Source organism: Streptomyces sp. NPDC046379 (genome assembly GCF_055587785.1).
In genome coordinates, this window is record NZ_JBVJFP010000009.1 from 260636 (window position 1) to 286312 (window position 25677).

Here is a 25677-nt window from a genome sequence, read left to right on the forward strand (position 1 = left end):
GAAACGGTCATGACCCAGGCCCGCGTCGAGGCCCGTACCGAGTCGAGGAGCTGGGGGAGGTTCGCCCTCTTCGCCGAGTGTCTGCTCACCGGGGTGTGGATCACGGTGGCCGCGCTGCCGCTGGTCACCTACCCGGCGGCGTTCGCCGCCGGGGCGCGGCACCTGCGCCGGCACATGGCTCACGAGGCCGGCGGGCTGCGCGAGTTCGCCGCCGACTTCCGGGCGGCGGTGCGCCGCGGCTGGCTGGCCGGCCTCGCCGGGTGGGTCGTCGCCGGCCTGGTGTACGCCGACGTGCAGGCCGTGCGGGCCGGGGTGCCGGGCGGTCCCCTCGTGGGGACCCTCGGGGTCCTCGCCCTGATCGGCGTGGCCGTCGCCGGACTGCGCGCGGCGGCTCTCTGGCAGCCCGGCGCCTCCTGGCGGGCGCTGCTCGCCGGCGCGGGCCGGCACACCGTCCTCGACCCGGCCGGATCCTTCCTGCTCGTCGGCGGGCTGGCCGTCGTGGTCTGTTCCGCCTGGTTCTCCGCACCGCTCGCCGTCCCCGTCCTCGGAGCCGTGGCCGCGGCTTCCGTCGCGGTCGAGGAGCGGTACCGGCAACGCTGACCGCGGTCCCCGCGGTTCTCCCCTCCGGTCCAGGCCGGCGCCCACGGGCGCCGCGCCTGTGTCTGTCATGCCCCTGACCATCGGCACGCACGGAACGCTTCCCGCACGGAAAGGAAAGGCCATGTCTCCCATCCCCCGCAGGTCGATTCTCAAGGCGGCCGCCGTGGTCGGCGCCGCCGCCCAGTTCAGCTGGGCCCTCGGCGCAAACGCCCAGGCGGCCCCCGCCGCCGCGCCCGCCGACGCCGACCCGGTCACCCTCGACTGGCTGGAGGACGGCGGCCTCGGCGCGGCCCCCGGCTCCACCGTCGGCGTCCCCTGGCCCAAGGGCGCCGTCGACGCCGACCAGACCTTCGCCCTCACGGACGAGAGCGGCGCCTCCGTCCCGGTGCAGACCTGGCCCCTCGCCCACTGGCCCGACGGCTCCCTCAAATGGACGGCCCACGCCGTCAGTTCCGGCCAGGGCAAGCTCACCGTCGCCCCCGGCGAGCCCGCCGCCCCGGAGAAGAAGGTCACCGTCGACCGCCGCGGCGGCACCATCGACATATCGACCGGCGTCATCACCGCCCGGATCGGCAGGAGCGGCTCCACCCTCGTCAAATCCGTCACCCGCGGCTCCACCGAGATCGCGAGGAACGGCCGGCTCGTGCTGCTGCGCCAGCCCGAGTACGAGGACGGCGACCAGGGCACCGTCAAGTGCGAGCGCTTCGACGGCGCCATCTCCGAGGCCGTCGTCGAGCAGGAGGGCCCCGTCCGCGCGGTCGTCCGCATCGACGGCAAGCACCGCAAGGGCGACCGCGGCTGGCTGCCGTTCTCCGTCCGCCTCTACTTCTACGCCGGCGCCGACTCCTTCCGCATGGTGCACACCATCACCTACGACGGAACCCAGGAGGCCGGCAAGGCGAGCGGCGACTTCATCCGCGGCCTCGGCGTCCGCTTCACCGTGCCGATGCGCGACGCCTCCTACGACCGCCACATCCGCATCGGCGGTGAGGGCACCGGCATGCTCCGCGAGGCCGTCAAGGGCATCACCGGCCTGCGCCGCGACCCCGGGGCGGCCGTCCAGGCGGCGCAGTTCGAGGGCAGGAAGCTGCCCGACCCCGCCACCTGGGACCAGCGGGTCACCACCCGCCTCCAGTACATCCCCGAGTGGGGCGACTACACCCTCTCCCAGCTCTCCGCCGACGGCTTCGGCCTGCGCAAGCGCACCAAGAAGGGCTACGGCTGGATCCCCGCCGGCGGCGGCCGGCGCGCCTCCGGCTTCGGCTACGTCGGCGGCGTCAGCGGCGGCCTCTCCTTCGGACTGCGCGACTTCTGGGAGAAGTTCCCCGCCCAGCTCGACATCCGCGACGCCCACACCGACGAGGCCGAGGTCACCCTCTGGCTCTGGTCGCCCGAGGCGCAGCCCATGGACATGCGCTTCTACCACGACGGCATGGGCCAGGACACCTTCCCCGAGCAGCTCGAAGGCCTCAACATCACCTACGAGGACTACGAGCCCGGCTTCGGCACCCCCTATGGCATCGCCCGTACCTCCGAACTCCTCTTCTGGGCCAACGAGTCCACCCCCAGCGCCGAGACCCTCGCCGAACAGGTCAAGGCCGTCCGCGTGCTGCCCCAGCTCGCCGCCCCGCCCAAGCAGCTCGTCAAGGCCGGCGTCTTCGGCAAGGGCCTGTTCGCCGAGCCCGACCGCTCGACGCCCGCCAAGGCCAGGATCGAGGACCACCTCGACTTCCTCTTCACCTACTACAAGGACCAGGTGGAGATGCGCCGTTGGTACGGCTTCTGGGACTACGGCGACATCATGCACACCTACGACAACGCCCGGCACCAGTGGCGTTACGACGTCGGCGGCTACGCCTGGGACAACTCCGAACTCTCGCCGGACCTGTGGCTCTGGTACGCCTACCTGCGCTCCGGCCGCGCCGACGTCTTCCGCTTCGCCGAGGCGATGACCCGCCACACCGGCGAGGTCGACGTCTACCACCTCGGCCAGTGGGCCGGCCTCGGCACCCGGCACGGCGTCCAGCACTTCGCCGACAGCGCCAAGCAGCAGCGCATCGCCAACACCACCTACCGCCGCTACTACTACTTCCTCACCGGCGACGAACGCGTCGGCGACCTCATGCACGCCAACGTCGACTCCGACGAGACCTTCCTCGTCCTCGACCCCATCCGCAAGATCCGCACCGAGCCGTACACCCCCGACCGGCACGCCCTGTCGATCGGCTTCGGCACCGACTGGAGCGGTCTGGTCTCGGCGTGGCTCACCGAGTGGGAGCGCAAGGGCCCCAAGTGGGAGAAGGCCCGGGACCGCGTGCTGTCCACCATGGAGACCATCGCCGCCCAGCCCAACGGCTTCGTCCAGGGCACCGGGCTGTACGACCTGGACACCGGCAGGTTCGCCGTCGCCGCGCAGCCGCAGGTCAACGTCTCGCACCTGTCCGCCGTGTTCGGCCTGAACGAGCTGTGCGCCGAGCTGATCGACCTCGTCGACATGCCGAAGTTCAAGGAGGCGTACCTGGACTACTGCCGTTACTACAACGCCACCAAGGCCGAACAGGCCGCCCGTTACGGCAAGAACTTCGGCTCGATCATCCTCTTCCAGGGCCACTCGCGCCTCGACGCCTACGCCGCCGCCCAGACCGGCGACGACAAGCTCGCCCAGCGCGCCTGGCAGAAGTTCTACAACTCCGACGGCTACAAGGAGTCCTCGCCCTGGAAGACCGAGGAACTCAGCGGCCCGGTCAGCCTGGTCGCCGGCAGCGAGGCCACCTGGGTGTCCACCAACGACACCGCCCTGTACGGCCTCGCCGCCATCGAGAACCTCGCCCTCCTCGGCGACAGGATGCCCGCCTAGCCGGCTAGCCCATCCTCCCCAGCACCTCCCGCACCCGCCGGACGTCCCGGATCCGCCGCTCGTACGTCGCACCCAGCGCGAGCAGCAGCGCACCGGCGAGCGCGGGAGGCGCCCAGCGGGGGAGCGCCCCGGCCAACTGAACCAGGTACGGGGCGAGTTCGTGCAGCGCGGTCAGCGCCAGCGTCACGCCGCCGAGCACCAGCGGGGCCTGGAGGTGATGCCGGGCGCCGAGCAGGGTGACCAGCAGGGCGGCAGCGCCCAGCAGCAGCGGGCGCTGCCACTGCGGGTCGCCCCACACCGCGAGGAGGCTCGGCGCCAGCGCGGCGGCGATCCCCGGACCGTACGCCGTCCAGGACGACGCCGTGGCGTCCCGGCGCCTGCGCACCACGCCGACCAGCAGGGCCGGGACCGCCACCGGCAGCGTGTACGCCTCCGGGGTGGTCACCTCCCACGCGGCCAGCCGCACCCACGTGGCCAGGACGAAGAGCACCGCCGCCGCGTAACCGGCCTCCCGGCGCCCCGGACGGAGCGCCGTGGCCGCGGTGATCACCCCGCACAGGCCCAGCACCAGCGCGAGGACCGGCCGGTCGGTCACCGCGAGCCCGAGCGCCGCCGCGCCCGCCGCCGCACCCGTCGCCTCCACCGGCACGGTCGCGGGGGAGTCGCCGAGGCGTGCGGCGAGCAGTGCCGCCACCGCCGGGACCGCCATCACCAGCAGCGCCGTGTGCGGCGCCGCCCAGCCCGCCGCCGCGCCCGCCGCACCGGCCAGCGCCGCACCGTACCCGAGCGCGACCGGGGCCGTGACCGGGATCGTCCGCGACCGCCACGCCGCCACCGCGAACAGCACGGTCAGCGCCGGCAGCACGGTCAGCGTGGCGCCCCGCGAGGCCAGGGCGAGCAGGGCGAGATGGACCGAGGCGACCAGCGAGAGCGCGACGGCCGTCTCCCGCCGGGGCAGCAGGAAGGCCGCCACCGCCATCGCACCGGCCGGCAACAGCCCCACCGCGTAGGGAAGTCCGAGCACCGCCGGCGCAGCGAGCGCCACGGCGCACGCCAGGGCCAGCGATCCGGTCATCGCCCGCGCTCGCCATGCCGCGTCCCGCACCGCCAGGGCGAGCACGGCGGCGAGGGCCGCGAGGACCACCAGGGCCTGCCCCGCGAGCGGCGGCCACGCCAGACCCGGCGTCACCGCGGCACGGGCGTCCGCCGGCACCCCGGACCAGGGCCGCTCCAGCCAGGTGAGCGGACCCGCCAGCACGACGATCACCAGCGGCAGCGCCCACAACGCCGCCAGCCCCTGCACCAGCCCCGACGCCCAGAGCAGCCCGTGCCGCACCGGCCCGGGAAGCCGCGCCGCGCCCAGCGCCGCCAACAGAGCGACACCGCACGCCAGAAGAGCCGGGACGAGCCAGTCGCCCGGCACGAACACCCGCAGCACCCCGCCGAAGGCCACCACCAGCAGCAGACCGCCTGCTGTCGCATGCCCCAGCGCGGCGCCCGCCTTCGGCAGCCGCCACCCGGCGGTCAGGGCGGTCGCCGCCGCCAGCAGCACAAGCACCCCCGCGCCGCAGGCCGCCCCGAGGCCGCCCGCCGTCCCGGACAGCCAGCCCGCCTGCAGCACGCCCAGACCGCCCGCTCCGTACGCGCCGACCGCCGCGGTGATCCGCAGCGGCCGGACACCCGTACGCAGTGCGAGAGCCATGTCCAGCGCTGCCGTCACCAGCAGCGCCGCCGTCACCCAGTACGTCCCCGAAGTGGCCGCCACCGCCCCCAGCGGCAGCGTCAGCTGCGCCGCCGCCGACGCGCACGGCAGCGGAAGCCTCAGACCGGCCGCGCCCTTGGACGCGGAGCCGACAGGACGGCCGAGCACCCGCGCATACGCCGCCCACAGCCCCGCCAGCACCGCCGACGCCACCGCCGTGTACGCCGTACCGTCCGTCGCCGGCAGCGCCACCTCGTGCAGCGCGTAGGCGTCCAGCACGGTCAATGCCAGCCCGAGCCCCGCCACCGCCTCCGACGTCGACCGCAGCCCCCGCCGCAGCAGCGCCACCGGCGTGGCCAGCACCGCCACCGTGGCCGTGCCGAGCACCAGCGACCGCCCGGCGATCCCCAGCTCACCCCAGCCCACCAGCGTGAACGCGATCGCCGCGACGGTCAGCAGCACCCCGCCGAGCAGCAGCAGGACGTTCTGGACACCCGGCGCGGACGTCTCGGGGCGCGGCGGAGCGGGCACGGCAGGGGGCGCAGGCGGCAGCGGCACCGCCTGCTGGAGAGAGGCGAGCAGCCGGGCACGGCGGGCCAGCAACTGGGCCCGGCGGGCGTCCAGTCGCCACAGCTCGGCATCCAGGAGCCGCAGCTCCTCGGCCGGAGGCGGATTGTGCGTCATGCACCGGAGTGTGTCCCGCGTCACCCCCCGGGACATGAGCGCCGGTACTCAGGGACGTACTCAGATACCGCTCCGACCCGCGGGCACACTCTCCCCATGGACTGGACGCACTACCGCTTCCGCAGCCTGTGGGCCCTGCCCGCGCCGCCCGCCGCCGTGTACGAGGCACTGGTACGCGTCGAGGACTACCCCCGGTGGTGGCGCCAGGTCCGCGAGGTCACCCGCCTCGACCCCGCCACCGGCGTCCTGCGCATCCGCTCCCTCCTGCCCTACGACCTCACCTTCACCGCCCGCGAGACCCGCCGCGACCCCGAGGCCGGCGTCCTGGAGATCGCGATGACCGGCGACCTCGACGGCTGGGCACGCTGGACGATCACCCCCGACGGCACCGGCGCCCTCGCCCGCTACGACCAGGTCGTCGACGTCCACAAGCCGCTGCTCAGACGCTTCGCCGTGCCCGGACGTCCGCTGTTCCGCGCCAACCACCGGCTCATGATGCGCTCCGGACACCGCGGACTGACCGCCCTCCTCGAAGCCGTTTGAAGGAAGCCCGCGGAGACCTGTATTGTTCAGTGCGTTCCCGGGCGATTAGCTCAGTGGGAGAGCGCTTCGTTCACACCGAAGAGGTCACTGGTTCGAACCCAGTATCGCCCACCGGGTAAGGCCGGTCCGCAGTGGCGGACCGGCTTTTTCATGCTCGCGTGCCCGCCGGCTCCCGTGTGCTCCTGCGGCTTTCGCCTCACGCCGCCGCCGGCAGATCCGGACGCAGCGGCCACGCCGGGTCCACCGCCTCCTGGCTGCCGCTGCGCGAGAACCACGCCTGCAGACCGCGCGCCTGCGCCGCGTGCCACACCGCCTGCCGGGTGTGCAGCTCGGCGGGCGACAGATGCTCCAGCCGCGACGCGTACCGCCGCCCCAGCGCCCGCACCACCTCCAGCGCCGCCACCGCGTCCGCGCCCGCGTCGTGCGCGCCGTCCAGCACCACCCCGTACTCCGCGCACAGATCCGTCAGCGTACGGCGGCCCTTGCGGTAGCGGTCCAGATGCTTGTCCAGCACCCGCGGATCCAGCACCAGCAGCGGCGCCGACTCGAACCAGCGCGCCAGCGACGAGGCCCGATGGCGGCGCAACTCCCGGTCCAGCAGCGTCAGGTCGAACGGCGCGTTCATCACCACCAGCGGGCGCCCCGCCCCGGCCTGCTCCGCCAGGCCCACGGCTATCTCCTGCATCACCGGCGCGGGCCAACGGCCGTGCCGCGCCAGATGATCCTCCGTCAGCCCGTGCACCGCCGTCGCCGCGGCGGGCACCGGCACCCCCGGATTCACCAGCCAGCGCTGCGTCCGGGGCCGCATCCCCGGGGCCTCCTGAACGACGAGGGCGGCCGACACGATCCGGTCCCGCTCGACGTCCACGCCCGTCGTCTCCGTGTCGAAAGCCGCCAGTGGTCCCTCGTGCCAGTACGTCATACGCACCCAACTCCTCGTTCACCCACGGCAGCTGACGTTCCGTCTTCTGCCGGTTCGGTGATACCCGGGCTGTTTGCGCCGTACGCCGCGCGGAGACAACAGAAGTACGGGTCCTCGCAGTTCAGCGGCGTCCTTCGACCCGGCGCCCGCACCACCTCTTGCCTGGAAGGCTGCTCGTCATGGCGATAGCGCAGCCCGAGCGCGGCGGGCTGCTGCCCGAGCGCCCGGGCCCCCATCGCGGATCCCTCGCCACCACCGCCTGCATGGAGACGCTGCAGGTGGGCTATCTGCACGCCGTCGCGGCCGCCGCCGGCTGCTCCCTCTCCCAGCCCTTCCCCGACAACGGCATCGACTGGCACGTCAGCCACAGCGCGCCCGGGCACACGATCGACGACGAGGTCACCATCAAGGTGCAGCTCAAGGCCACCTACCGGATCCCGCCCGACCCGCCCGGCCGGTTCTTCTCCTTCACGCTCGACAACGAGCACCTCGTGAAGCTCGCCCGCACGCCCGTCTCCGTGCACAAGATCCTGGTCGTCATGCTCGTCCCGCGCTCCCAGGACGACTGGCTCCGGGCCGGACACGACCGGCTCGACCTGCGGCACTGCTGCTACTGGATCAACCTCGCCGGACACCCGGTCACCGGGCGGCGCCGGACCAACGTGCGGATACCGACCACACGCGTCTTCGACGACCGCGCCCTGTGCGAGATCATGACGCGGGTCGGGACGGGAGGCAGACCATGACGCAGCGCCCGCTCCACGAACCACTCAGGACCGCCCGGCCCCACCCCGAGGCACCCTGGAGCCGCCCGCCCGAGCCCGGCCAGGTCGACCCGGCCGTCCTCGGCGCCCTGCTGCGCCGGCACGGCTGGCAGCGCCGCGGCGGGGCCGCGGGACGCTACGGCCGCTGGACCCCGCCCGGACCCGGCGGCCGCCCCACCAGCCTGCTCGTCCCCGAGAACCGCGACTTCCCCGACAGCGACGACCTGCTCGCAGAAGCGCTCACCGCCCTCACCCGCAGCAGCGACCCCGCCGCGCGCGACGTCCTCGTCGGCCTCACCGTGCCCAGCGACGAGATCCACTGGTGGCGCGACGTCCCCTGCGGACCCGCCGGCGTCGCCGCGTGGACCGTCGAGGAACAACTGCGCACCGCCGCCCGGCGACTGCTGCTCGCCGGCGCCCTCGCCACCCGCGCGCGGGCCGGCTACCACGGCGCCCGGCACCGCCGCTCCGCCGCCGCCCTGCTGGACAGCGTCCTGGTCGGCGCCCCGGCCGGCGGCCGGCGCCTGACCGCCTTCGTGCCCGTGGGCACCGGCCGCCCGCTCGCCCTGCGCCTCCACCAGGCCCTCCACGCCACCCGCGAGGCCGTCGACCACCGGCGCGCCACCGGCGGCATGGACGCCTTCGACGCAGCCGTCGGGGCGGGCGTCAGCCGGGAGCTCACCGAGGCCCTCGTCGCCCTGGTGAGCGGTGCCGAGGGCGCCCGGATCGCCGTCGAGTGGGCGCCCGCCGCCGCACCCCCCGACGGCGCCGCCCCCGCCGAGACCGTCGGGTTCACCCCCGGCGACCTGCCCGCCCTGCGCGAGGCCGGCGCCCGCTACCTGCGCGAGGAGCCGTCCGTGCCCGCCCGCGTCACCGGCGACGTGATCCGCATGCGCCGGTCCGGGCGGGGCGGCACCGGCGTCGTACGGCTGCGCGTCCTGGCCGGCGCCGAGGTCCCCCACCTGCGGGTGATCCTCGACGAGGAGGACTACCGCGTCGCCGGACAGGCCCACCTCCTCGGGCTGCCGGTGCGCGTGCACGGGCGGCTGGACAGCAGCGGCGGCTTCCGGCGGTTGACCGGCGCCTCCGGTGTCGTACCGGTCCAGGTGGACGAGGCGGAGCGGGACCGGCTGATGAAGTCGCTCCAGGAGAATCTCGACTTCTTCGAGGATGCCTGCGCCGGGGACGACTGACACAACCGTTTCGCGGTCGGTGGCCGCGGGTCGGTACGATCCGCTGTGGCGCGCGCAGTGGAACGCCGCGCATCCATTCGTCAGTCAGGAGAGACCGGTGTCAGACGTCCGTGTGATCATCCAACGCGATTCCGAGCGGGAAGAGCGCGTGGTGACGACGGGCACTACGGCCGCCGACCTCTTCGCCGGCGAGCGCGCGGTCATCGCCGCGCGCGTGGGCGGCGAGCTGAAGGACCTCGCGTACGAGCTGAGCGACGGCGACGAGGTCGAGGGCGTCGAGATCTCCTCCGATGACGGTCTCGACATCCTGCGCCACTCCACCGCGCACGTCATGGCGCAGGCCGTGCAGGAACTCTTCCCCGAGGCCAAGCTGGGCATCGGCCCGCCGGTCAAGGACGGCTTCTACTACGACTTCGACGTCGAGAAGCCGTTCACGCCCGAGGATCTCAAGGCCATCGAGAAGAAGATGCAGGAGATCCAGAAGCGCGGGCAGAAGTTCGCCCGCCGTGTGGTCACCGACGAAGCCGCCCGCGAGGAGCTGGCCGGCGAGCCGTACAAGCTGGAGCTGATCGGCCTCAAGGGCGCCGCCTCCAGCGACGACGGCGCGGACGTCGAGGTCGGCGCCGGTGAGCTGACGATCTACGACAACCTGGACCCGAAGACCGGCGAGCTGTGCTGGAAGGACCTGTGCCGCGGCCCGCACCTGCCGTCGACCCGGCTCATCCCGGCGTTCAAGCTGATGCGCAACGCGGCCGCCTACTGGCGCGGCAGCGAGAAGAACCCGATGCTCCAGCGCATCTACGGCACCGCCTGGCCGTCCAAGGACGAGCTGAAGCAGTACCTGGACTTCCTCGCCGAGGCCGAGAAGCGCGACCACCGCAAGCTCGGCTCCGAGCTGGACCTGTTCTCCGTCCCGGAGCAGATCGGCTCCGGCCTCGCCGTCTTCCACCCCAGGGGCGGCATCGTCCGCCGCGTCATGGAGGACTACTCGCGCCGTCGCCACGAGGAGGAGGGGTACGACTTCGTCTACACCCCGCACGCGACGAAGGGGGCGCTCTTCGAGACCTCGGGCCACCTGGACTGGTACGCCGACGGCATGTACCCGCCCATGCAGCTCGACGAGGGCGTGGACTACTACCTCAAGCCCATGAACTGCCCGATGCACAACCTGATCTTCGACGCGCGGGGGCGGTCCTACCGTGAACTGCCGCTGCGTCTGTTCGAGTTCGGGACCGTGTACCGGTACGAGAAGTCGGGCGTCGTGCACGGCCTGACCCGCGCCCGGGGCTTCACCCAGGACGACGCGCACATCTACTGCACCCGCGAGCAGATGTCCGAGGAACTGGACAAGACCCTCACCTTCGTCCTGAACCTGCTGCGCGACTACGGTCTGACCGACTTCTACCTGGAGCTGTCCACCAAGGACCCGGAGAAGTTCGTCGGCTCGGACGAGGCCTGGGAGGAGGCGACGGAGACCCTGCGCGAGGTCGCGGAGAAGCAGGGCCTGCCCCTGGTTCCCGACCCGGGCGGCGCGGCCTTCTACGGTCCGAAGATCTCCGTCCAGGCGCGCGACGCCATCGGCCGCACCTGGCAGATGTCGACCATCCAGCTCGACTTCAACCTGCCCGAGCGCTTCGACCTGGAGTACACCTCCGCCGACGGCTCCAAGCAGCGCCCGGTCATGATCCACCGCGCGCTGTTCGGCTCCATCGAGCGGTTCTTCGCGGTGCTGCTCGAGCACTACGCGGGCGCGTTCCCGGCGTGGCTGGCCCCGGTGCAGGCGGTCGGCATCCCCATCGGCGATGCGCACGTCGATTATCTGCAGCAGTTCGCCGCGGAGGCCAAGCGGAAGGGCCTGCGGGTGGAGGTCGACTCGTCGTCGGACCGGATGCAGAAGAAGATCCGCAACGCACAGAAGCAGAAGGTGCCGTTCATGATCATCGTTGGGGACGACGACATGAACGCAGGGACGGTGTCGTTCCGCTACCGCGACGGTTCACAGGAGAACGGCATCCCGCGCGACCAGGCGATCGCCAAGCTCGTCGACGTGGTGGAGCGTCGCGTGCAGGTGTGACGCGGTCCCCGCCGGTGCGGGGATTTCCGGCCCCCGGGAACTCCCGGGGGCCTTTCCCGTCCTCCCGGCGGCACGCCATATGCTGCACGCATGACGAGTGAGCCGGAACAGCAGTGGGGAGTGGGCACGCAGGACGCGTTCCAGCGTCTGTGGACGCCCCATCGGATGGCCTACATCCAGGGTGAGAACAAGCCGAGCGGCCCGGGCGCCGACGACGGCTGCCCCTTCTGCTCGATCCCGGCGAAGTCCGACGAGGACGGTCTGATCCTGAGGCGTGGGGAGCGGGTGTACGCGGTGCTCAATCTGTACCCGTACACCGGCGGCCACCTGATGACCGTGCCCTACCGTCACGTCGCCGACTACACCGACCTCACCGTCGAGGAGACGGCCGAGCTGGCCGAGCTGACCAAGCAGGCGATGACGGCCCTGCGCGCGGCGTCCGGCGCGCACGGGTTCAACATCGGGATGAACCAGGGCTCGGTGGCCGGCGCCGGCATCGCGGCCCATCTCCACCAGCACGTCGTCCCGCGCTGGGGCGGCGACACGAACTTCATGCCGGTCGTGGGCCACACGAAGGTGCTGCCGCAGCTGCTGGCCGACACCCGCAAGATGCTGGCGGAGGCCTGGCCGAAGGCATGACGGCCACGTGACGGCCGGGGCCGTCGCTCTCCGCCCGTCCGGCGCCTGGGACGAGGGCCGACGGGGCCCGGAGCGCAGCGCTGCTCCGGGCCCCGTCGGCCCGACGGCCGGCCGGAGGGCCTACGCGTCGTACACGTCCGCCTTGCGCGGGCTCGCGTCCTGCACGGCCGTGCTGAGGAACGCCGAGCGGGTGCCGAACTTCTCCGTGTCCACGCCGTTCTCCTTCAGCACCTTGATCGCCGCCGCGTGCACCACCCGCAGTACCGGCGTCGCCGCCCGCAGCGCGTCGTCGGCCATGAACCGGTGCCGCCAGGGCTTGTCGGCCCAGGCGTGGCGCAGGCCGAACGGCTCGGGCAGGGCGAGGGTGCCGCCGAGCCAGTTCAGCAGCGGGGGATACCAGGTCAGGGGGGCGCGGGCCGCGAGCCGTACGACCTCGTCGGTGTCGACCAGGGGGAGCTTTATCTTCCGGGTCTCCCACCGCTTCAGCGACTTCTGCACCTCCTTCTCCTTCGCCTCCGGCTTCGACGTGAACAGCCCGTGCACGGGGCCGAGGGCATGTCCGGTGACCTCGATGCGCAGGGTCTCGTAGAGCACGGTCACGGTGATCATCATGGTGATGACCAGCTGGCCGTCCCACAGCGTCCACTGGACGCCCAGGTAGTGCCGGTCGCCGCTGCCGAACTGCTGCTTGTTGCAGATGTCCTGTATGGCGTGCGGTTTGACCTGGTACGCCTCGACGTCCGTGCCCTCGGGCCGGGACACCGAGCCCGCGTTCTCACCGACCGGGGTGACGATCCAGTGGCGTATCGACGGGGTCGGGAAGCCGCCGGTGTTCAGCGGGCCGCGCTCCAGCATGCGCAGCTGGTCGTGGATGGAGCGGATCACGTCCCAGCTGCGGAAGGGGTGGATCTCCCGGTCGGGATCGGCCGGGGCCAGGTCCTCGGCGAGCTGCCAGGCGCCCCAGCGGGTGCCCATGCCGAGGATGCCCTTGGGGCCGGCGTAGAAGACGGAGTTGGACCGCTGCTCGGCGCCGAGCCGGGCGAGGGACTGGCGCAGCGCTTCGGCGGCGGTCTCGCCGGGGTTGCTGGGCACGGCCTCGGGCACCTTGGCGCCTACGCTGCCGCCGGACAGCAGGCTCTCCCAGCGTGCCCGCAGGTCGACGGCGGTGCGTTCGCAGATGCGCTTGGCCCAGAACCAGCCGACGACCGGGAGGACGACCGCCGCGCGTCCGTACCAGCCCCAGAAGCCGCCGAACGGCATGCGCAGCACGAACAGCAGGGCCAGCGCGCCCACGGCGAACAGCAGCACGGTCGCCAACGTGGAGGCGCGTTTGTCCTCGCGCTTGGCGACGGTGGTGCGCAGCGTGAACACCAGCAGCCACACCAGCAGGCCGGGCAGGACGAGCACGCCGCACAGCACCATGATGATCGCGAGCATGTTGTCCCGCTCGCGGCGGATGCGGTTGGCGGCGAGGCAGTGCTCGACCACCACCTGTGGCTCGATGCCGAAGGACTGGATGAGCGGCTTGCGCCCGGCGCCGAGCATGCGGTCGACCACCGCACGGGAGAACGCCTCGCCCAGGTTGGGACGGAAGATCCGGGCCCACCTCCGGCCCGGTTTCACGGTCGACTTGTGCCACTCGTTGTTGGCCTTGAGTATCTCCTCGACCTCGTTGTCCCGGTAGGCCGCCGAGGCCAGCGCGTACGTGGCCGTCTGGCCCTCGTCGCCCGTACGCGGCACCTGCGGCCCGAAGCTGTCCGCGTAACCGCCGTCAACGGTCATTCCCGCCCCCGATCGCCGCCACTGTCGTCCTGCGGCCTTCCCGACTTCCGTGCTCCGCACACCTGTTGATCAGGCCGTCAACAGCGTATCCGCAGGCGCGGACATTCGTCGGCGGACGACCGAAGCCGTCCGCCGAGTGCGGGCAAGCCCGCCCCACAGGTCACTTGGGTCGCGTTGCGCCCCGACTAGGCGACCTGGCGCTCGTGTTGGCGCAGCCTTTCGGCGACCTGGGCGGGCATCGGCTCGTGCCGGGCATACCCGCGGCTGAAGCGTCCGGTGCCGTGCGACAGGGAGCGCAGGTCCACGGCGTAGCGGCCGATCTCGATCTCGGGCACCTCGGCCCGGACCAAGGTACGTGCGCCGGGCGCCTGTTCGGTGCCGAGGACCCGGCCGCGCCGGCCCGACAGATCGCTCATGACGGCGCCGACGTACTCGTCGCCGACCAGCACGCTCACCTCGGCCACCGGTTCCAGCAGGTGGATCCTCGCGCTCGCCGCGGCCTCCCGCAGGGCGAGCGCGCCGGCCGTCTGGAAGGCGGCGTCGGAGGAGTCCACCGAGTGCGCCTTGCCGTCGAGCAGCGTCACCCGCACGTCGATGAGCGGGTATCCGGCGGCGACGCCCTTGGCGGCCTGGGCCCGGACGCCCTTCTCCACCGACGGGATGAACTGCCGCGGCACGGCGCCGCCGACGACCTTGTCCACGAACTCGATGCCCGAACCGCCCGGCAGCGGCTCGACCTCGATCTCGCAGATGGCGAACTGCCCGTGCCCGCCGGACTGCTTGACGTGCCGCCCGCGTCCGGACGCCCTGCTTCCGAAGGTCTCCCGAAGCGACACCCGGTGCGGTACGACGTCGACCTGGACGCCGTAGCGGCTGCGCAGCCGTTCCAGGGCCACGTCGGCGTGCGCCTCGCCAAGGCACCACAGCACGACCTGACGGGTGTCCTGGTTCTGCTCCAGCCGCATGGTGGGGTCCTCGGCGACGAGGCGGGCCAGCCCCTGGGAGAGCTTGTCCTCGTCGGCCTTGCTGTGCGCCTCGATGGCCAGCGGCAGCAGCGGGTCGGGCATGTCCCACGGCTCCATGAGCAGCGGGTCGTCCTTGGCGGAGAGGGTGTCGCCGGTCTCCGCGCGGCTCAGCCTGGCGACGCAGGCCAGGTCGCCGGCGATGACGTGGGAGACCGGGCGCTGCTGTTTGCCGAAGGGCGTGGACAGGGCGCCGATGCGTTCGTCCACGTCGTGGTCCTCGTGGCCGCGGTCGGTCAGCCCGTGCCCGGAGACGTGGACCGTCTGGTCGGCGCGCAGGGTGCCGGAGAAGACGCGGACCAGGGAGAGCCGGCCGACGTACGGGTCGGAGGAGGTGCGGACGACCTCGGCGACCAGCGGGGCCTCGGGGTCGCACGGGCGCAGCTCGCGGGGCCGGCCGTCGACGGTGGTCACGCGCGGGGTGCCGTGCTCCAGCGGGGTGGGGAAGCCGCGGGTGACCAGATCGAGCAGTTCCACCGTGCCGAGCCCTTGCCGGGCGCCCTCGGGGGCGGGGGCGGCGGCCAGCACGGGGAAGAAGCTGCCGCGCGCGACGGCCCGCTCCAGATCCTCGATCAGCGTCGTGACGTCGATCTCCTCGCCGCCCAGGTAGCGGTCCATGAGGGTCTCGTCCTCGCTCTCGGCGATGATGCCCTCGATCAGACGGTTGCGGGCCTCCTCGATCAGCGGCAGCTGGTCCCCGACCGGTTCGGACTCCGCGCGCTCCCCGCCCGAGTAGTCGAACAGCTTCCGCGTGAGCAGCCCGATCAGCCCGGTCACGGGCGCGTGCCCGTCGGGCGACGCGGGTCCGCGCAGGGGCAGGTAGAGCGGCAGCACGGCGTCGGGGTCGTCGCCGCCGAAGGCCCCCGCGCAGATCCGGGTCATCTCCTCGAAGTCCGCGCGGGCGGCCTCCAGGTGGGTGACGACGATCGCGCGCGGCATGCCGACGGCCGCGCACTCTTCCCACACCATGCGGGTGGCGCCGTCCACGCCGTCGGAGGCCGAGACGACGAAGAGGGCCGCGTCCGCCGCGCGCAGACCGGCCCGCAGCTCCCCGACGAAGTCGGCGTAGCCGGGGGTGTCGAGGAGGTTGACCTTGATGCCGTCCCATTCGACGGGCACCAGGGACAGCTGTACGGAGCGCTGCTGCCGGTGCTCGATGTCGTCGTAGTCGCTGACGGTGCCGCCGTCCTCCACGCGGCCCGCCCGGTTCACGGCGCCCGCGGTCAGCGCGAGAGCCTCCACCAACGTCGTCTTGCCCGATCCGGAGTGGCCGACCAGCACCACATTCCGTACGGACGCGGGATGGTCGGCCGCCACTGCCCTGCCGGCGGCTCCGGGGTGGGTGTGCGCCTTGTCGCCCATGACTTGCCTCCCGTGCACGGTGAGGTCACTGCGGGCGCGGGCACGCGAGAGCCGTGTGCGAGCGGCTTCTGCGGCGCCCGCGATCCTTCGAGCTTTCCACTCCCGTCACCGGTCGTCCATACGAGGGACCGGAACCCGTCGCCCGCGGCCGTGCGGCGGGCCCGGGTGCCCGGCCGTCGCCCGCCCGCGCGCGTGGCTACGATGGGCCAGCCGGCGGCCAGCAGGGGCCGCGCGGCGCAGCGACCCTCGGGAAGGCCATGCTGAACAAGTACGCGCGTGCATTCTTCACGCGTGTCCTCACACCGTTCGCCGCGTTTCTCATCCGCCGGGGCGTCAGCCCCGACACGGTCACGCTCATCGGGACCGCGGGTGTGATGGCCGGTGCGCTGGCGTTCTACCCGCGGGGCGAGTTCTTCTGGGGCACGGTCGTCATCACGCTGTTCGTCTTCTCCGACCTGGTCGACGGCAACATGGCCCGCCAGCTCGGCCGCAGCAGCCGGTGGGGCGCGTTCCTGGACTCGACGCTGGACCGGGTCGCCGACGGGGCGATCTTCGGCGGGTTCGCGCTGTGGTACGCGGGCGGCGGCGACGACAACGTGCTGTGCGCGGTGTCGATCTTCTGTCTGGCCAGCGGCCAGGTGGTGTCGTACACCAAGGCCCGCGGCGAGTCGATCGGCCTGCCGGTCGCGGTCAACGGGCTCGTCGAACGCGCCGAGCGGCTGGTGATCTCCCTGGTCGCGGCGGGTCTGGCGGGGCTGCACGCGTTCGGCGTGCCGGGCATCGACGTGCTGCTGCCGGTCGCGCTGTGGATCGTCGCCGCGGGCAGCCTGGTCACCCTGGTGCAGCGGGTCGTCACCGTCCGGCGCGAGTCCGCCGAGGCGGAGGCGCGGGAGGGCGCCGCGCGGGACGACGCCGGCAACGCCTCCCGCGGGAGGGAGGCGACCACATGAGCGCCCGCGACCGGCTGACGGACGCCCTGTACGGGCTGGGCTGGAGCACGGTCAAGAACCTCCCGGAGCCCGCCGCCGCACGGCTCGGCCGCACCATCGCCGACCTCGCCTGGAAGCAGCGCGGCCAGGGAGTGCTGCGGCTGGAGGCCAACTACGCGCGCGTGGTGCCCGGCGCCTCCCCGCAGCGGCTCGCCCAGCTCTCTCGCGCGGGCATGCGCTCCTACCTGCGCTACTGGATGGAGTCCTTCCGGCTGCCGGCCTGGAGCCCCGAGCGGATCCGGGACGGCCTCGACGTCAAGGACCTGCACCACCTGACCGACGGCATGGCCGCCGGCAGGGGCGCGATCCTCGCGCTGCCGCACCTGGCCAACTGGGACCTGGCCGGCGCCTGGGTCACCACCCACCTCGGCATCCCCTTCACCACGGTCGCCGAGCGGCTCAGGCCGGAGACGCTGTACGACCGTTTCGTCGCCTACCGCGAGGGCCTCGGCATGGAGGTCCTGCCGCACAGCGGCGGCGAGGCTTTCGGCACGCTGGCACGGCGGCTGCGCCGGGGCGGCCTGGTCTGCCTGGTCGCCGACCGGGACCTGTCCGCGACCGGCGTCGAGGTGGATTTCTTCGGCGAGACCGCGCGGATGCCCGGGGGACCGGCGCTGCTGGCGCAGCAGACCGGCGCGGCGCTGCTGCCGGCGAACCTCTGGTACGACGACTCGATGATGCGGGGCAGGGTGCATCCCCCGATCGAGGTACCGGAGTCAGGCAGCCGGGCCGAGAAGACGTCTGTGATGACACAGGCGCTGGCAGACGCCTTCGCCACCGGCATCGCCGAGCACCCGGAGGACTGGCACATGCTGCAGCGGTTGTGGGTCGCCGACCTCGACCCCGCGAAGGGGCCCGCGTGAGGATCGGCATCGTCTGCCCGTACTCCTGGGACGTGCCGGGCGGCGTCCAGTTCCACATCCGCGACCTCGCCGAGTACTTCCTGCGGCTCGGGCACGAGGTGTCCGTCCTCGCCCCGGCCGACGACGACACCCCGCTGCCGCCGTACGTCGTCTCGGCCGGACGCGCGGTGCCGGTGCCCTACAACGGCTCGGTGGCCCGCCTCAACTTCGGTTTCCTGTCGGCGGCGCGGGTACGGCGGTGGCTGCACGACGGCGCGTTCGACGTGATCCACATCCACGAGCCGACGTCGCCGTCGCTCGGGCTGCTGGCCTGCTGGGCCGCGCAGGGCCCGATCGTCGCCACGTTCCACACGTCCAACCCGCGCTCGCGCGCGATGATCGCCGCGTACTCCATCCTCCAGGCCGCCCTGGAGAAGATCAGCGCCCGGATCGCGGTGAGCGAGTACGCCCGGCGCACGCTGGTGGAACACCTCGGCGGGGACGCGGTGGTGATCCCCAACGGCGTCGACGTGGACTTCTTCGCCAAGGCGGAGCCCAGACCCGAGTGGCAGGGCGACACCATCGGCTTCATAGGCCGCATCGACGAGCCCCGCAAGGGCCTGCCGGTGCTGATGCGCGCCCTGCCCCGCATCCTCGCCGAGCGCCCGGGGACCCGCCTGCTGGTGGCCGGCCGGGGCGACGAGGAGGAGGCGGTGGAGTCCCTGCCGGCCGCGCTGCGCCCCCGCGTGGAGTTCCTGGGCATGGTCAGCGACGAGGACAAGGCGCGTCTGCTGCGCAGCGTCGACCTGTACGTCGCGCCCAACACCGGCGGCGAGAGCTTCGGCATCATCCTGGTCGAGGCCATGTCGGCGGGCGCCCCCGTCCTCGCCTCCGACCTGGACGCCTTCGCCCAGGTCCTCGACCGGGGAGCCGCGGGCGAACTCTTCGCCAACGAGGACGCCGACGCCCTCGCGGAGGCGGCCCTGCGCCTCCTGGCCGACCCGGGCCGCCGTGCCGAACTCCGCGACCGGGGCAGCGTCCATGTGCGCCGTTTCGACTGGTCGACGGTGGGCGCGGACATCCTGTCGGTCTACGAGACGGTGACGGCGGGCGCGGCGGCGGTGGCCACGGACGACCGGGCCACGGGGCTGCGGGCACGGCTCGGGCTGGCGCGGGACTGAGCCGGGCAGCGCCTGCGGGGGCGGGTGGCCGCGTCCCGTGCGACGGCCACCGCGGCCCGGCGCGGGGCCGCACGCGGGCCGACGGGCGGGCCGCCGTGCGCGCTGCCGGGCTGGGCAGCCGTGACCGGCGTTCCCCGCGGGGCCTGCCACGCAAGGGCCGTCCGCCGCTGAGGGTCCACGACCCGGGCGGCCGACGCCGCGGAAGCCGCGGTCCAGGAGGCGGGATGCGGCCCGCCCTCGCCCCGGCCACCTCGCCCACCCAGGGCCGGCACCGGGCATCGGGCGCACCGGCCGCGCGCGAGGCCGCCGATCCGGGAGCGCCCGGCGGCGCGGCCCCCGTGGTGCGACCGGTAGCCTTGCCGCCCGTGTACTCCACCCTCGTCTGGATCCTCGTCGGGCTCGCGGCGGTCGGGCTGTATCTCAGCTGGACCGCCGGGCGGCTCGACCGGCTGCATGCCCGGATCGACGCCGCGCGGGCCGCGCTCGACGCGCAACTGCTGCGGCGGGCTTCCGTGGCGCAGGAACTGGCCACCTCCGGGGTGCTGGATCCGGCCGCGTCGATCGTGCTGTACGAGGCCGCCCACGCGGCGCGGCAGGCCGAGGAGGAGCAGCGGGAGGTCGCCGAGAGCGAGCTGAGCCAGGCGCTGCGGGCCGTCTTCGCCGACGCGCCGCAGGTCGAGGCCGTGCGCGCGGCTCCCGGCGGTGAGGAGGCGGCGCGGGAGCTGACGGAGGCCGTACGCCGGGTGCCGATGGCGCGGCGGTTCCACAACGACGCCGTGGGCGCGGCCCGGCGGCTGCGCCAGCACCGCAAGGTGCGCTGGTTCCGGCTGGCCGGTCACGCCCCCTTCCCGCTGGCCTTCGAGATGGACGACGAGCCGCCGGCGGCTCTGGTCGACCGGACCTGAGACCACCGGAGGAGTCCCCCGAAAAGAGTCCACAGGGTGTCCATTGGCCCTTGCTGTGGACTGCTGTGTTCACGTTTCCTCGATCGGGCAGCAACCTTCTTTCCACCGAGTGAGGTCAACCCGTGTCCAGCACCCAGAACCAGGCTCCCGAGACCGGCACCGCCCGTGTGAAGCGCGGCATGGCCGAGCAGCTCAAGGGGGGCGTGATCATGGACGTCGTCACCCCGGAGCAGGCCAAGATCGCCGAGGACGCGGGCGCCGTCGCCGTCATGGCCCTGGAGCGCGTGCCGGCCGACATCCGCAAGGACGGCGGCGTGGCCCGCATGTCCGACCCGGACATGATCGAGGGCATCATCGACGCCGTCTCGATCCCGGTCATGGCCAAGTCCCGCATCGGCCACTTCGTGGAGGCCCAGGTCCTGCAGTCCCTCGGCGTCGACTACATCGACGAGTCCGAGGTCCTCACCCCCGCCGACGAGGTCAACCACTCCGACAAGTGGGCCTTCACCACCCCGTTCGTCTGCGGCGCCACCAACCTCGGCGAGGCCCTGCGCCGCATCGCCGAGGGCGCGGCCATGATCCGCTCCAAGGGCGAGGCCGGCACCGGCAACGTCGTCGAGGCCGTCCGCCACCTGCGCCAGATCAAGAACGAGATCGCCCGCCTGCGCGGCTACGACAACAACGAGCTGTACGCCGCCGCCAAGGAGCTGCGCGCCCCCTACGAGCTGGTCAAGGAGGTCGCCGAGCTGGGCAAGCTCCCCGTGGTGCTGTTCTCCGCCGGCGGCGTCGCCACCCCGGCCGACGCGGCCCTGATGCGCCAGCTCGGCGCCGAGGGCGTCTTCGTCGGCTCCGGCATCTTCAAGTCCGGCGACCCGGCCAAGCGCGCCGCCGCCATCGTGAAGGCGACCACCTTCTACGACGACCCGAAGATCATCGCGGACGCGTCCCGCAACCTGGGAGAGGCCATGGTCGGCATCAACTGCGACACCCTCCCCGAGACCGAGCGCTACGCCAACCGCGGCTGGTAGGACGCACCGACATGAGCGACACCCCCGTCATCGGCGTCCTGGCCCTCCAGGGCGACGTCCGGGAGCACCTCGTCGCCCTGGCCGCGGCCGACGCCGTGGCCAGGCCGGTGCGGCGCCCCGAGGAGCTCGCCGGGGTGGACGGCCTGGTCCTGCCCGGCGGCGAGTCCACCACCATCTCCAAGCTGGCCGTCCTGTTCGGCGTGATGGACCCCCTGCGCGCGCGGGTGCGCGACGGCATGCCCGTCTACGGCACCTGCGCCGGCATGATCCTGCTCGCCGACAAGATCCTCGACCCGCGCTCGGGCCAGGAGACCGTCGGCGGCATCGACATGATCGTGCGCCGTAACGCCTTCGGGCGACAGAACGAGTCCTTCGAGGCCGCCCTCGACGTGAAGGGCGTGGCGGGCGATCCTGTGGAGGGCGTCTTCATCCGCGCCCCCTGGGTGGAGTCCGTCGGAGCGGGCGCCGAGGTGCTCGCCGAGCACGACGGCCACATCGTCGCGGTGCGCCAGGGCAACGCGCTGGCGACGTCGTTCCACCCGGAACTGACGGGCGACCACCGCGTCCACGGCCTCTTCGTGGACATGGTGCGCGCAAACCGGGCGGCCGGGGCCTTGTAGGATTCCTGCGTCGTTGCAGAGATGGGTTACGCGAAGGAGACAGGCAGATGTCCGGCCACTCTAAATGGGCCACGACGAAGCACAAGAAGGCCGTGATCGATGCCAAGCGCGGCAAGCTCTTCGCGAAGCTGATCAAGAACATCGAGGTCGCGGCCCGGATGGGCGGTGCGGACCCCGAGGGCAACCCGACGCTGTACGACGCCATCCAGAAGGCCAAGAAGTCGTCGGTTCCGAACAAGAACATCGACTCCGCGGTCAAGCGCGGCGCGGGCCTGGAGGCCGGCGGCGCCGACTACGAGACGATCATGTACGAGGGCTACGGCCCCAACGGCGTCGCGGTGCTCATCGAGTGCCTCACCGACAACCGCAACCGCGCCGCCTCCGAGGTCCGCGTCGCCATGACCCGCAACGGCGGCTCCATGGCCGACCCGGGCTCCGTGTCCTACCTGTTCAACCGCAAGGGCGTGGTGATCGTCCCCAAGGGCGAGCTGACCGAGGACGACGTCCTCGGCGCCGTCCTGGACGCGGGCGCCGAGGAGGTCAACGACCTCGGCGAGACCTTCGAGGTCATCAGCGAGCCCGGTGACCTGGTCGCCGTCCGCACCGCCCTCCAGGACGCGGGCATCGACTACGAGTCCGCCGACGCCAACTTCGTCCCGACCATGCAGGTCGAGCTGGACGAGGAGGGCGCCAAGAAGATCTTCAAGCTGATCGACGCGCTCGAGGACAGCGACGACGTCCAGAACGTCTTCGCCAACTTCGACGTCAGCGACGAGATCATGGAGAAGGTCGACGCGTAACCGCGCGGGCTGAGCACGGCTCAACGGGCCGACGGGACACACCCGTCGGCCCGTCGTCTTGCCGGGCGTTGTCGGTGGCACCCGATAGCCTGCCCAAACAGGAGAGCGAAGGGAGGGGGCGACGTGCGCGTGCTGGGGGTGGACCCGGGGCTGACCCGGTGCGGCGTCGGCGTCGTGGAGGGCGTCGCCGGACGGCCGCTCACCATGCTCGGCGTCGGCGTCGTCCGCACGCCCGCGGACGCCGAACTGGGCGAGCGACTCGTCGCCGTCGAGCAGGGCATCGAACGGTGGCTGGACGAACACCGGCCCGAATTCGTCGCCGTCGAGCGGGTGTTCAGCCAGCACAACGTCCGCACCGTCATGGGCACCGCCCAGGCCAGCGCCGTCGCCATGCTCTGCGCCGCCCGCCGCGGCATCCCCGTCGCCCTGCACACCCCCAGCGAGGTCAAGGCCGCCGTCACCGGCAGCGGCCGCGCCGACAAGGCCCAGGTCGGCGCCATGGTCACCCGCCTGCTGCGACTCGCCGCACCGCCGAAACCCGCCGACGCCGCCGACGCCCTGGCCCTCGCCATCTGCCACATCTGGCGCGCCCCCGCCCACAACCGGCTCCAGCAGGCCGTCGCCCGGCACACGGCCGCCCACCCGATCGCATCGAAAGGCCGTACGGCATGATCGCCTTCGTCAGCGGCACCGTCGCCGCACTCGCCCCCGACGCCGCGGTGATCGAGGTCGGCGGCGTCGGCATGGCCGTCCAGTGCACGCCGAACACCCTCTCCACCCTGCGCACGGGGCAGCCCGCCAGGCTGCACACATCCCTGGTGGTCCGCGAGGACTCCCTCACCCTGTACGGCTTCGCGGACGACGACGAGCGCCAGGTCTTCGAACTGCTCCAGACCGCCAGCGGCGTCGGCCCCCGCCTGGCCCAGGCCATGCTCGCCGTGCACAGCCCCGACGCGCTGCGCCGGGCCGTCGCCACCGCCGACGAGAAGGCGCTCACCGCCGTCCCCGGCATCGGCAAGAAGGGCGCCCAGAAGCTGCTGCTGGAGCTGAAGGACCGCCTCGGCGCCCCCACCGGCGCCCCCGCGGCGGCCGGCGCCGCCGCCACGGGCTGGCGCGACCAGCTGCACGCCGCCCTCATCGGCCTCGGTTACGCCACCCGCGAGGCCGACGAGGCCGTCGCCGCCGTCACCCCCCAGGCCGAGGCCGCCGGGGGCGCGCCCCAGGTGGGCGCGCTGCTCAAGGCCGCGCTGCAGACCCTCAACAGGGCCCGCTGACGCGCCGGCCCGCGCACCGGCGCGCCGGAACGGCCGGAAACCACCCCGGCGAGGGCGCCGCCCAGCCCGTACGAACCACCCGACCGCGACCCCGAGGCACACTCCATGAACTGGGACGACACGACCGACAGCACCGCCGACGACCGGCTGGTGGGATCTGTCGCCGACCGTGAGGACCAGGCCGTCGAGGCCGCCCTGCGCCCCAAGGACCTCGGCGAGTTCATCGGCCAGGAGAAGGTTCGCGAGCAGCTCGACCTGGTGCTGCGCGCCGCCCGCGCGCGCGGCGCCACCGCCGACCACGTGCTGCTCTCCGGCGCCCCCGGCCTCGGCAAGACCACCCTCTCGATGATCATCGCCGCCGAGATGGGCGCCCCGATCCGGATCACCTCCGGCCCCGCGATCCAGCACGCCGGCGACCTCGCCGCGATCCTGTCCTCCCTCCAGGAGGGCGAGGTCCTCTTCCTCGACGAGATCCACCGCATGTCCCGGCCCGCCGAGGAGATGCTGTACATGGCGATGGAGGACTTCCGCGTCGACGTCATCGTCGGCAAGGGCCCGGGCGCCACCGCCATCCCCCTCGAACTGCCCCCCTTCACCCTGGTCGGCGCCACCACCCGCGCGGGCCTGCTGCCGCCCCCGCTGCGCGACCGCTTCGGCTTCACCGCGCACATGGAGTTCTACGAACCCGCCGAGCTGGAGCGGGTCGTGCACCGCTCGGCGCACCTGCTCGACGTCGAGATCGACGCCGACGGCGCCGCCGAGATCGCCGGCCGCTCCCGCGGCACACCCCGCATCGCCAACCGCCTGCTGCGCCGCGTCCGGGACTACGCCCAGGTCAAGGCCGACGGGATCATCACCCGCGAGATCGCCGAGGCGGCCCTCGCGGTCTACGAGGTCGACGCCCGCGGGCTCGACCGGCTGGACCGCGCCGTCCTGCACGCCCTGCTCAAGCTGTTCGGCGGCGGCCCGGTCGGCCTGTCCACCCTCGCCGTCGCGGTTGGGGAGGAACGCGAGACCGTCGAGGAGGTCGCCGAACCCTTCCTGGTCCGGGAGGGCCTGCTCGCCCGCACCCCGCGCGGCCGGGTGGCCACCCCCGCGGCATGGGCGCATCTCGGCCTCACTCCGCCCCGCTTCGCGTCCCCGGGAAACGGACAACAGGACCTGTTCGGGGCGTGACAGCGCGGGCATTCGCCCCCGCAGGAACCCCGATGCCATGCTGAGCGTTGTTCCCTGCGCGCGGACTCGCTTAGACTCCGCCGATGCCGCCTCTCCGCGGCGGCAGACACACCCCCAGCCAACAGGCCGCTCACCTGCGCGGTCGTGCGAAGGAAAATCGTCCCGTGAATAGCCTCGTGACCCTCCTCCCGTTCATCGTGCTCATCGGGGCCATGTTCCTGATGACCCGCTCGGCCAAGAAGAAGCAGCAGGCCGCCGTCGACATGCGGAACCAGATGCAGCCCGGTTCCGGCGTCCGCACCATCGGGGGCATGTACGCGACGGTCAAGGAGGTCAACGAGGACACGGTCCTCCTCGACGCCGGCCCGGGCGTCGAACTGCTCTTCGCCAAGAGCTCCATCGGCGCCGTCCTCTCGGACGACGAGTACAACCGCATCGTCCACGGCGTCGAGCACGACCTGAAGTCCGACGCCGACGTGGTCCCGGACGACGCCTCCTCCCTCACCGAGACCGACGAGCAGGCCGCCGCCGACGACACCTCCGTCGACCTCGGCAAGAAGGACGCCGCCGAGGACGCGCCGAAGACGGACGCCCAGCCGAAGAAGACCGACGGCGACACCGACGCGAAGTAGTCATGTCCCGCAGTGCGCCGGCCGGGCTCGAGCGCACCAGGACATGCGCACCCCGCACGGGATCCCCACACCATGTCATGGCCGCC

The 25677-nt window shown here is 72.8% G+C and carries 22 protein-coding genes and 1 tRNA gene; 19 read left to right on the forward strand and 4 right to left on the reverse strand.

The window, feature by feature from the left end:
* Positions 1-9 precede the first annotated feature (9 nt).
* Together ACZ6KF_RS18275 and ACZ6KF_RS18280 are read left to right on the forward strand one after the other, a co-directional pair.
* The gene (locus ACZ6KF_RS18275; protein WP_356627084.1) at positions 10-600 is read left to right on the forward strand and encodes a hypothetical protein; all 591 of its coding nucleotides are present in this window, start codon (positions 10-12) and stop codon (positions 598-600) included.
* Between the two features lie 121 nt (positions 601-721).
* Positions 722-3457 carry an exo-rhamnogalacturonan lyase family protein gene (locus tag ACZ6KF_RS18280; protein WP_469239210.1) on the forward strand — a complete coding sequence of 912 codons (2736 nt, stop codon included), beginning with the start codon at positions 722-724 and terminating at the stop codon, positions 3455-3457.
* 4 nt (positions 3458-3461) lie between these two features.
* Here ACZ6KF_RS18280 and ACZ6KF_RS18285 read toward each other — a convergent pair whose 3' ends face one another.
* Positions 3462-5843, reverse strand: coding sequence for an SCO7613 C-terminal domain-containing membrane protein (locus tag ACZ6KF_RS18285; protein WP_469239213.1), 2382 nt, complete (start codon positions 5841-5843; stop codon positions 3462-3464).
* A 96-nt stretch (positions 5844-5939) separates the two neighbouring features.
* Between ACZ6KF_RS18285 and ACZ6KF_RS18290 the strand changes: the two genes are divergently transcribed.
* Complete coding sequence (locus ACZ6KF_RS18290) at positions 5940-6386, forward strand: SRPBCC family protein (protein ID WP_469239215.1); 447 nt, start codon at positions 5940-5942, stop codon at positions 6384-6386.
* A 39-nt stretch (positions 6387-6425) separates the two neighbouring features.
* Positions 6426-6497 (forward strand) — tRNA-Val (locus tag ACZ6KF_RS18295).
* Positions 6498-6582: 85 nt separating this feature from the next.
* Here ACZ6KF_RS18295 and ACZ6KF_RS18300 read toward each other — a convergent pair.
* Complete coding sequence (locus ACZ6KF_RS18300; RefSeq protein ID WP_469159160.1) at positions 6583-7308, reverse strand: exonuclease domain-containing protein; 726 nt, start codon at positions 7306-7308, stop codon at positions 6583-6585.
* A 179-nt stretch (positions 7309-7487) separates the two neighbouring features.
* On the opposite strand from ACZ6KF_RS18300, the gene ACZ6KF_RS18305 reads away from it, so the two are divergent.
* From ACZ6KF_RS18305 to ACZ6KF_RS18320, 4 genes are all read left to right on the forward strand, one after another.
* Complete coding sequence (locus tag ACZ6KF_RS18305; RefSeq protein ID WP_469176399.1) at positions 7488-8054, forward strand: DUF4365 domain-containing protein; 567 nt, start codon at positions 7488-7490, stop codon at positions 8052-8054.
* Entirely contained in the window at positions 8051-9265 is a 1215-nt protein-coding gene (locus ACZ6KF_RS18310; RefSeq protein WP_469239217.1) for a hypothetical protein, read from the forward strand. The genes ACZ6KF_RS18305 and ACZ6KF_RS18310 overlap by 4 nt, the downstream gene beginning before the upstream one ends.
* Before the next feature lie 97 nt (positions 9266-9362).
* Positions 9363-11339: a threonine--tRNA ligase gene (gene thrS / locus ACZ6KF_RS18315; protein ID WP_469239219.1), complete on the forward strand. Its 1977-nt coding sequence runs from the start codon at positions 9363-9365 to the stop codon at positions 11337-11339.
* A 90-nt stretch (positions 11340-11429) separates the two neighbouring features.
* The gene (locus ACZ6KF_RS18320) at positions 11430-11978 is read left to right on the forward strand and encodes an HIT family protein (RefSeq protein WP_469159164.1); all 549 of its coding nucleotides are present in this window, start codon (positions 11430-11432) and stop codon (positions 11976-11978) included.
* 120 nt (positions 11979-12098) lie between these two features.
* Here ACZ6KF_RS18320 and ACZ6KF_RS18325 read toward each other — a convergent pair whose 3' ends face one another.
* Positions 12099-13760, reverse strand: a complete 1662-nt coding sequence (locus ACZ6KF_RS18325) for a hypothetical protein (RefSeq protein ID WP_356627093.1) — start codon at positions 13758-13760, stop codon at positions 12099-12101.
* 185 nt (positions 13761-13945) lie between these two features.
* Positions 13946-16144, reverse strand: a complete 2199-nt coding sequence (locus tag ACZ6KF_RS18330) for an elongation factor G-like protein EF-G2 (protein ID WP_469239221.1) — start codon at positions 16142-16144, stop codon at positions 13946-13948.
* Between the two features lie 257 nt (positions 16145-16401).
* Here ACZ6KF_RS18330 and pgsA point away from each other — a divergent pair, with 257 nt between their 5' ends.
* The 11 genes from pgsA to yajC all read left to right on the forward strand — a co-directional run bounded on the left by pgsA (position 16402) and on the right by yajC (position 25591).
* A complete protein-coding gene (pgsA, locus tag ACZ6KF_RS18335; protein ID WP_469159166.1) occupies positions 16402-17094 on the forward strand; it encodes a phosphatidylinositol phosphate synthase in 693 nt (230 codons plus the stop codon).
* Complete coding sequence (locus ACZ6KF_RS18340; RefSeq protein WP_356627096.1) at positions 17091-17996, forward strand: phosphatidylinositol mannoside acyltransferase; 906 nt, start codon at positions 17091-17093, stop codon at positions 17994-17996. Before pgsA ends, ACZ6KF_RS18340 begins: the two co-directional genes overlap by 4 nt.
* A complete protein-coding gene (locus ACZ6KF_RS18345) occupies positions 17993-19156 on the forward strand; it encodes a glycosyltransferase family 4 protein (protein WP_469159167.1) in 1164 nt (387 codons plus the stop codon). Before ACZ6KF_RS18340 ends, ACZ6KF_RS18345 begins: the two co-directional genes overlap by 4 nt.
* A 365-nt stretch (positions 19157-19521) precedes the next feature.
* Positions 19522-20061 carry a LemA family protein gene (locus ACZ6KF_RS18350; RefSeq protein ID WP_356627098.1) on the forward strand — a complete coding sequence of 180 codons (540 nt, stop codon included), beginning with the start codon at positions 19522-19524 and terminating at the stop codon, positions 20059-20061.
* Positions 20062-20183: 122 nt separating this feature from the next.
* Positions 20184-21089, forward strand: coding sequence for a pyridoxal 5'-phosphate synthase lyase subunit PdxS (pdxS, locus tag ACZ6KF_RS18355; RefSeq protein ID WP_356627099.1), 906 nt, complete (start codon positions 20184-20186; stop codon positions 21087-21089).
* Between the two features lie 11 nt (positions 21090-21100).
* On the forward strand, positions 21101-21709 hold the full coding sequence (gene pdxT, locus ACZ6KF_RS18360) for a pyridoxal 5'-phosphate synthase glutaminase subunit PdxT (protein ID WP_356627100.1): 609 nt from the start codon (positions 21101-21103) through the stop codon (positions 21707-21709).
* Between the two features lie 47 nt (positions 21710-21756).
* Positions 21757-22509 (forward strand): YebC/PmpR family DNA-binding transcriptional regulator, encoded by a 753-nt coding sequence (locus ACZ6KF_RS18365; protein ID WP_356627101.1) that lies wholly within the window; start codon positions 21757-21759, stop codon positions 22507-22509.
* Between the two features lie 123 nt (positions 22510-22632).
* Positions 22633-23181: a crossover junction endodeoxyribonuclease RuvC gene (gene ruvC, locus ACZ6KF_RS18370; RefSeq protein WP_356627102.1), complete on the forward strand. Its 549-nt coding sequence runs from the start codon at positions 22633-22635 to the stop codon at positions 23179-23181.
* On the forward strand, positions 23178-23783 hold the full coding sequence (ruvA, locus tag ACZ6KF_RS18375) for a Holliday junction branch migration protein RuvA (protein ID WP_469176389.1): 606 nt from the start codon (positions 23178-23180) through the stop codon (positions 23781-23783). The genes ruvC and ruvA overlap by 4 nt, the downstream gene beginning before the upstream one ends.
* A gap of 105 nt (positions 23784-23888) precedes the next feature.
* Positions 23889-24959: a Holliday junction branch migration DNA helicase RuvB gene (gene ruvB / locus ACZ6KF_RS18380; RefSeq protein WP_469239223.1), complete on the forward strand. Its 1071-nt coding sequence runs from the start codon at positions 23889-23891 to the stop codon at positions 24957-24959.
* 164 nt (positions 24960-25123) lie between these two features.
* Positions 25124-25591: a preprotein translocase subunit YajC gene (gene yajC, locus ACZ6KF_RS18385; RefSeq protein WP_356627105.1), complete on the forward strand. Its 468-nt coding sequence runs from the start codon at positions 25124-25126 to the stop codon at positions 25589-25591.
* Positions 25592-25677 lie beyond the last annotated feature (86 nt).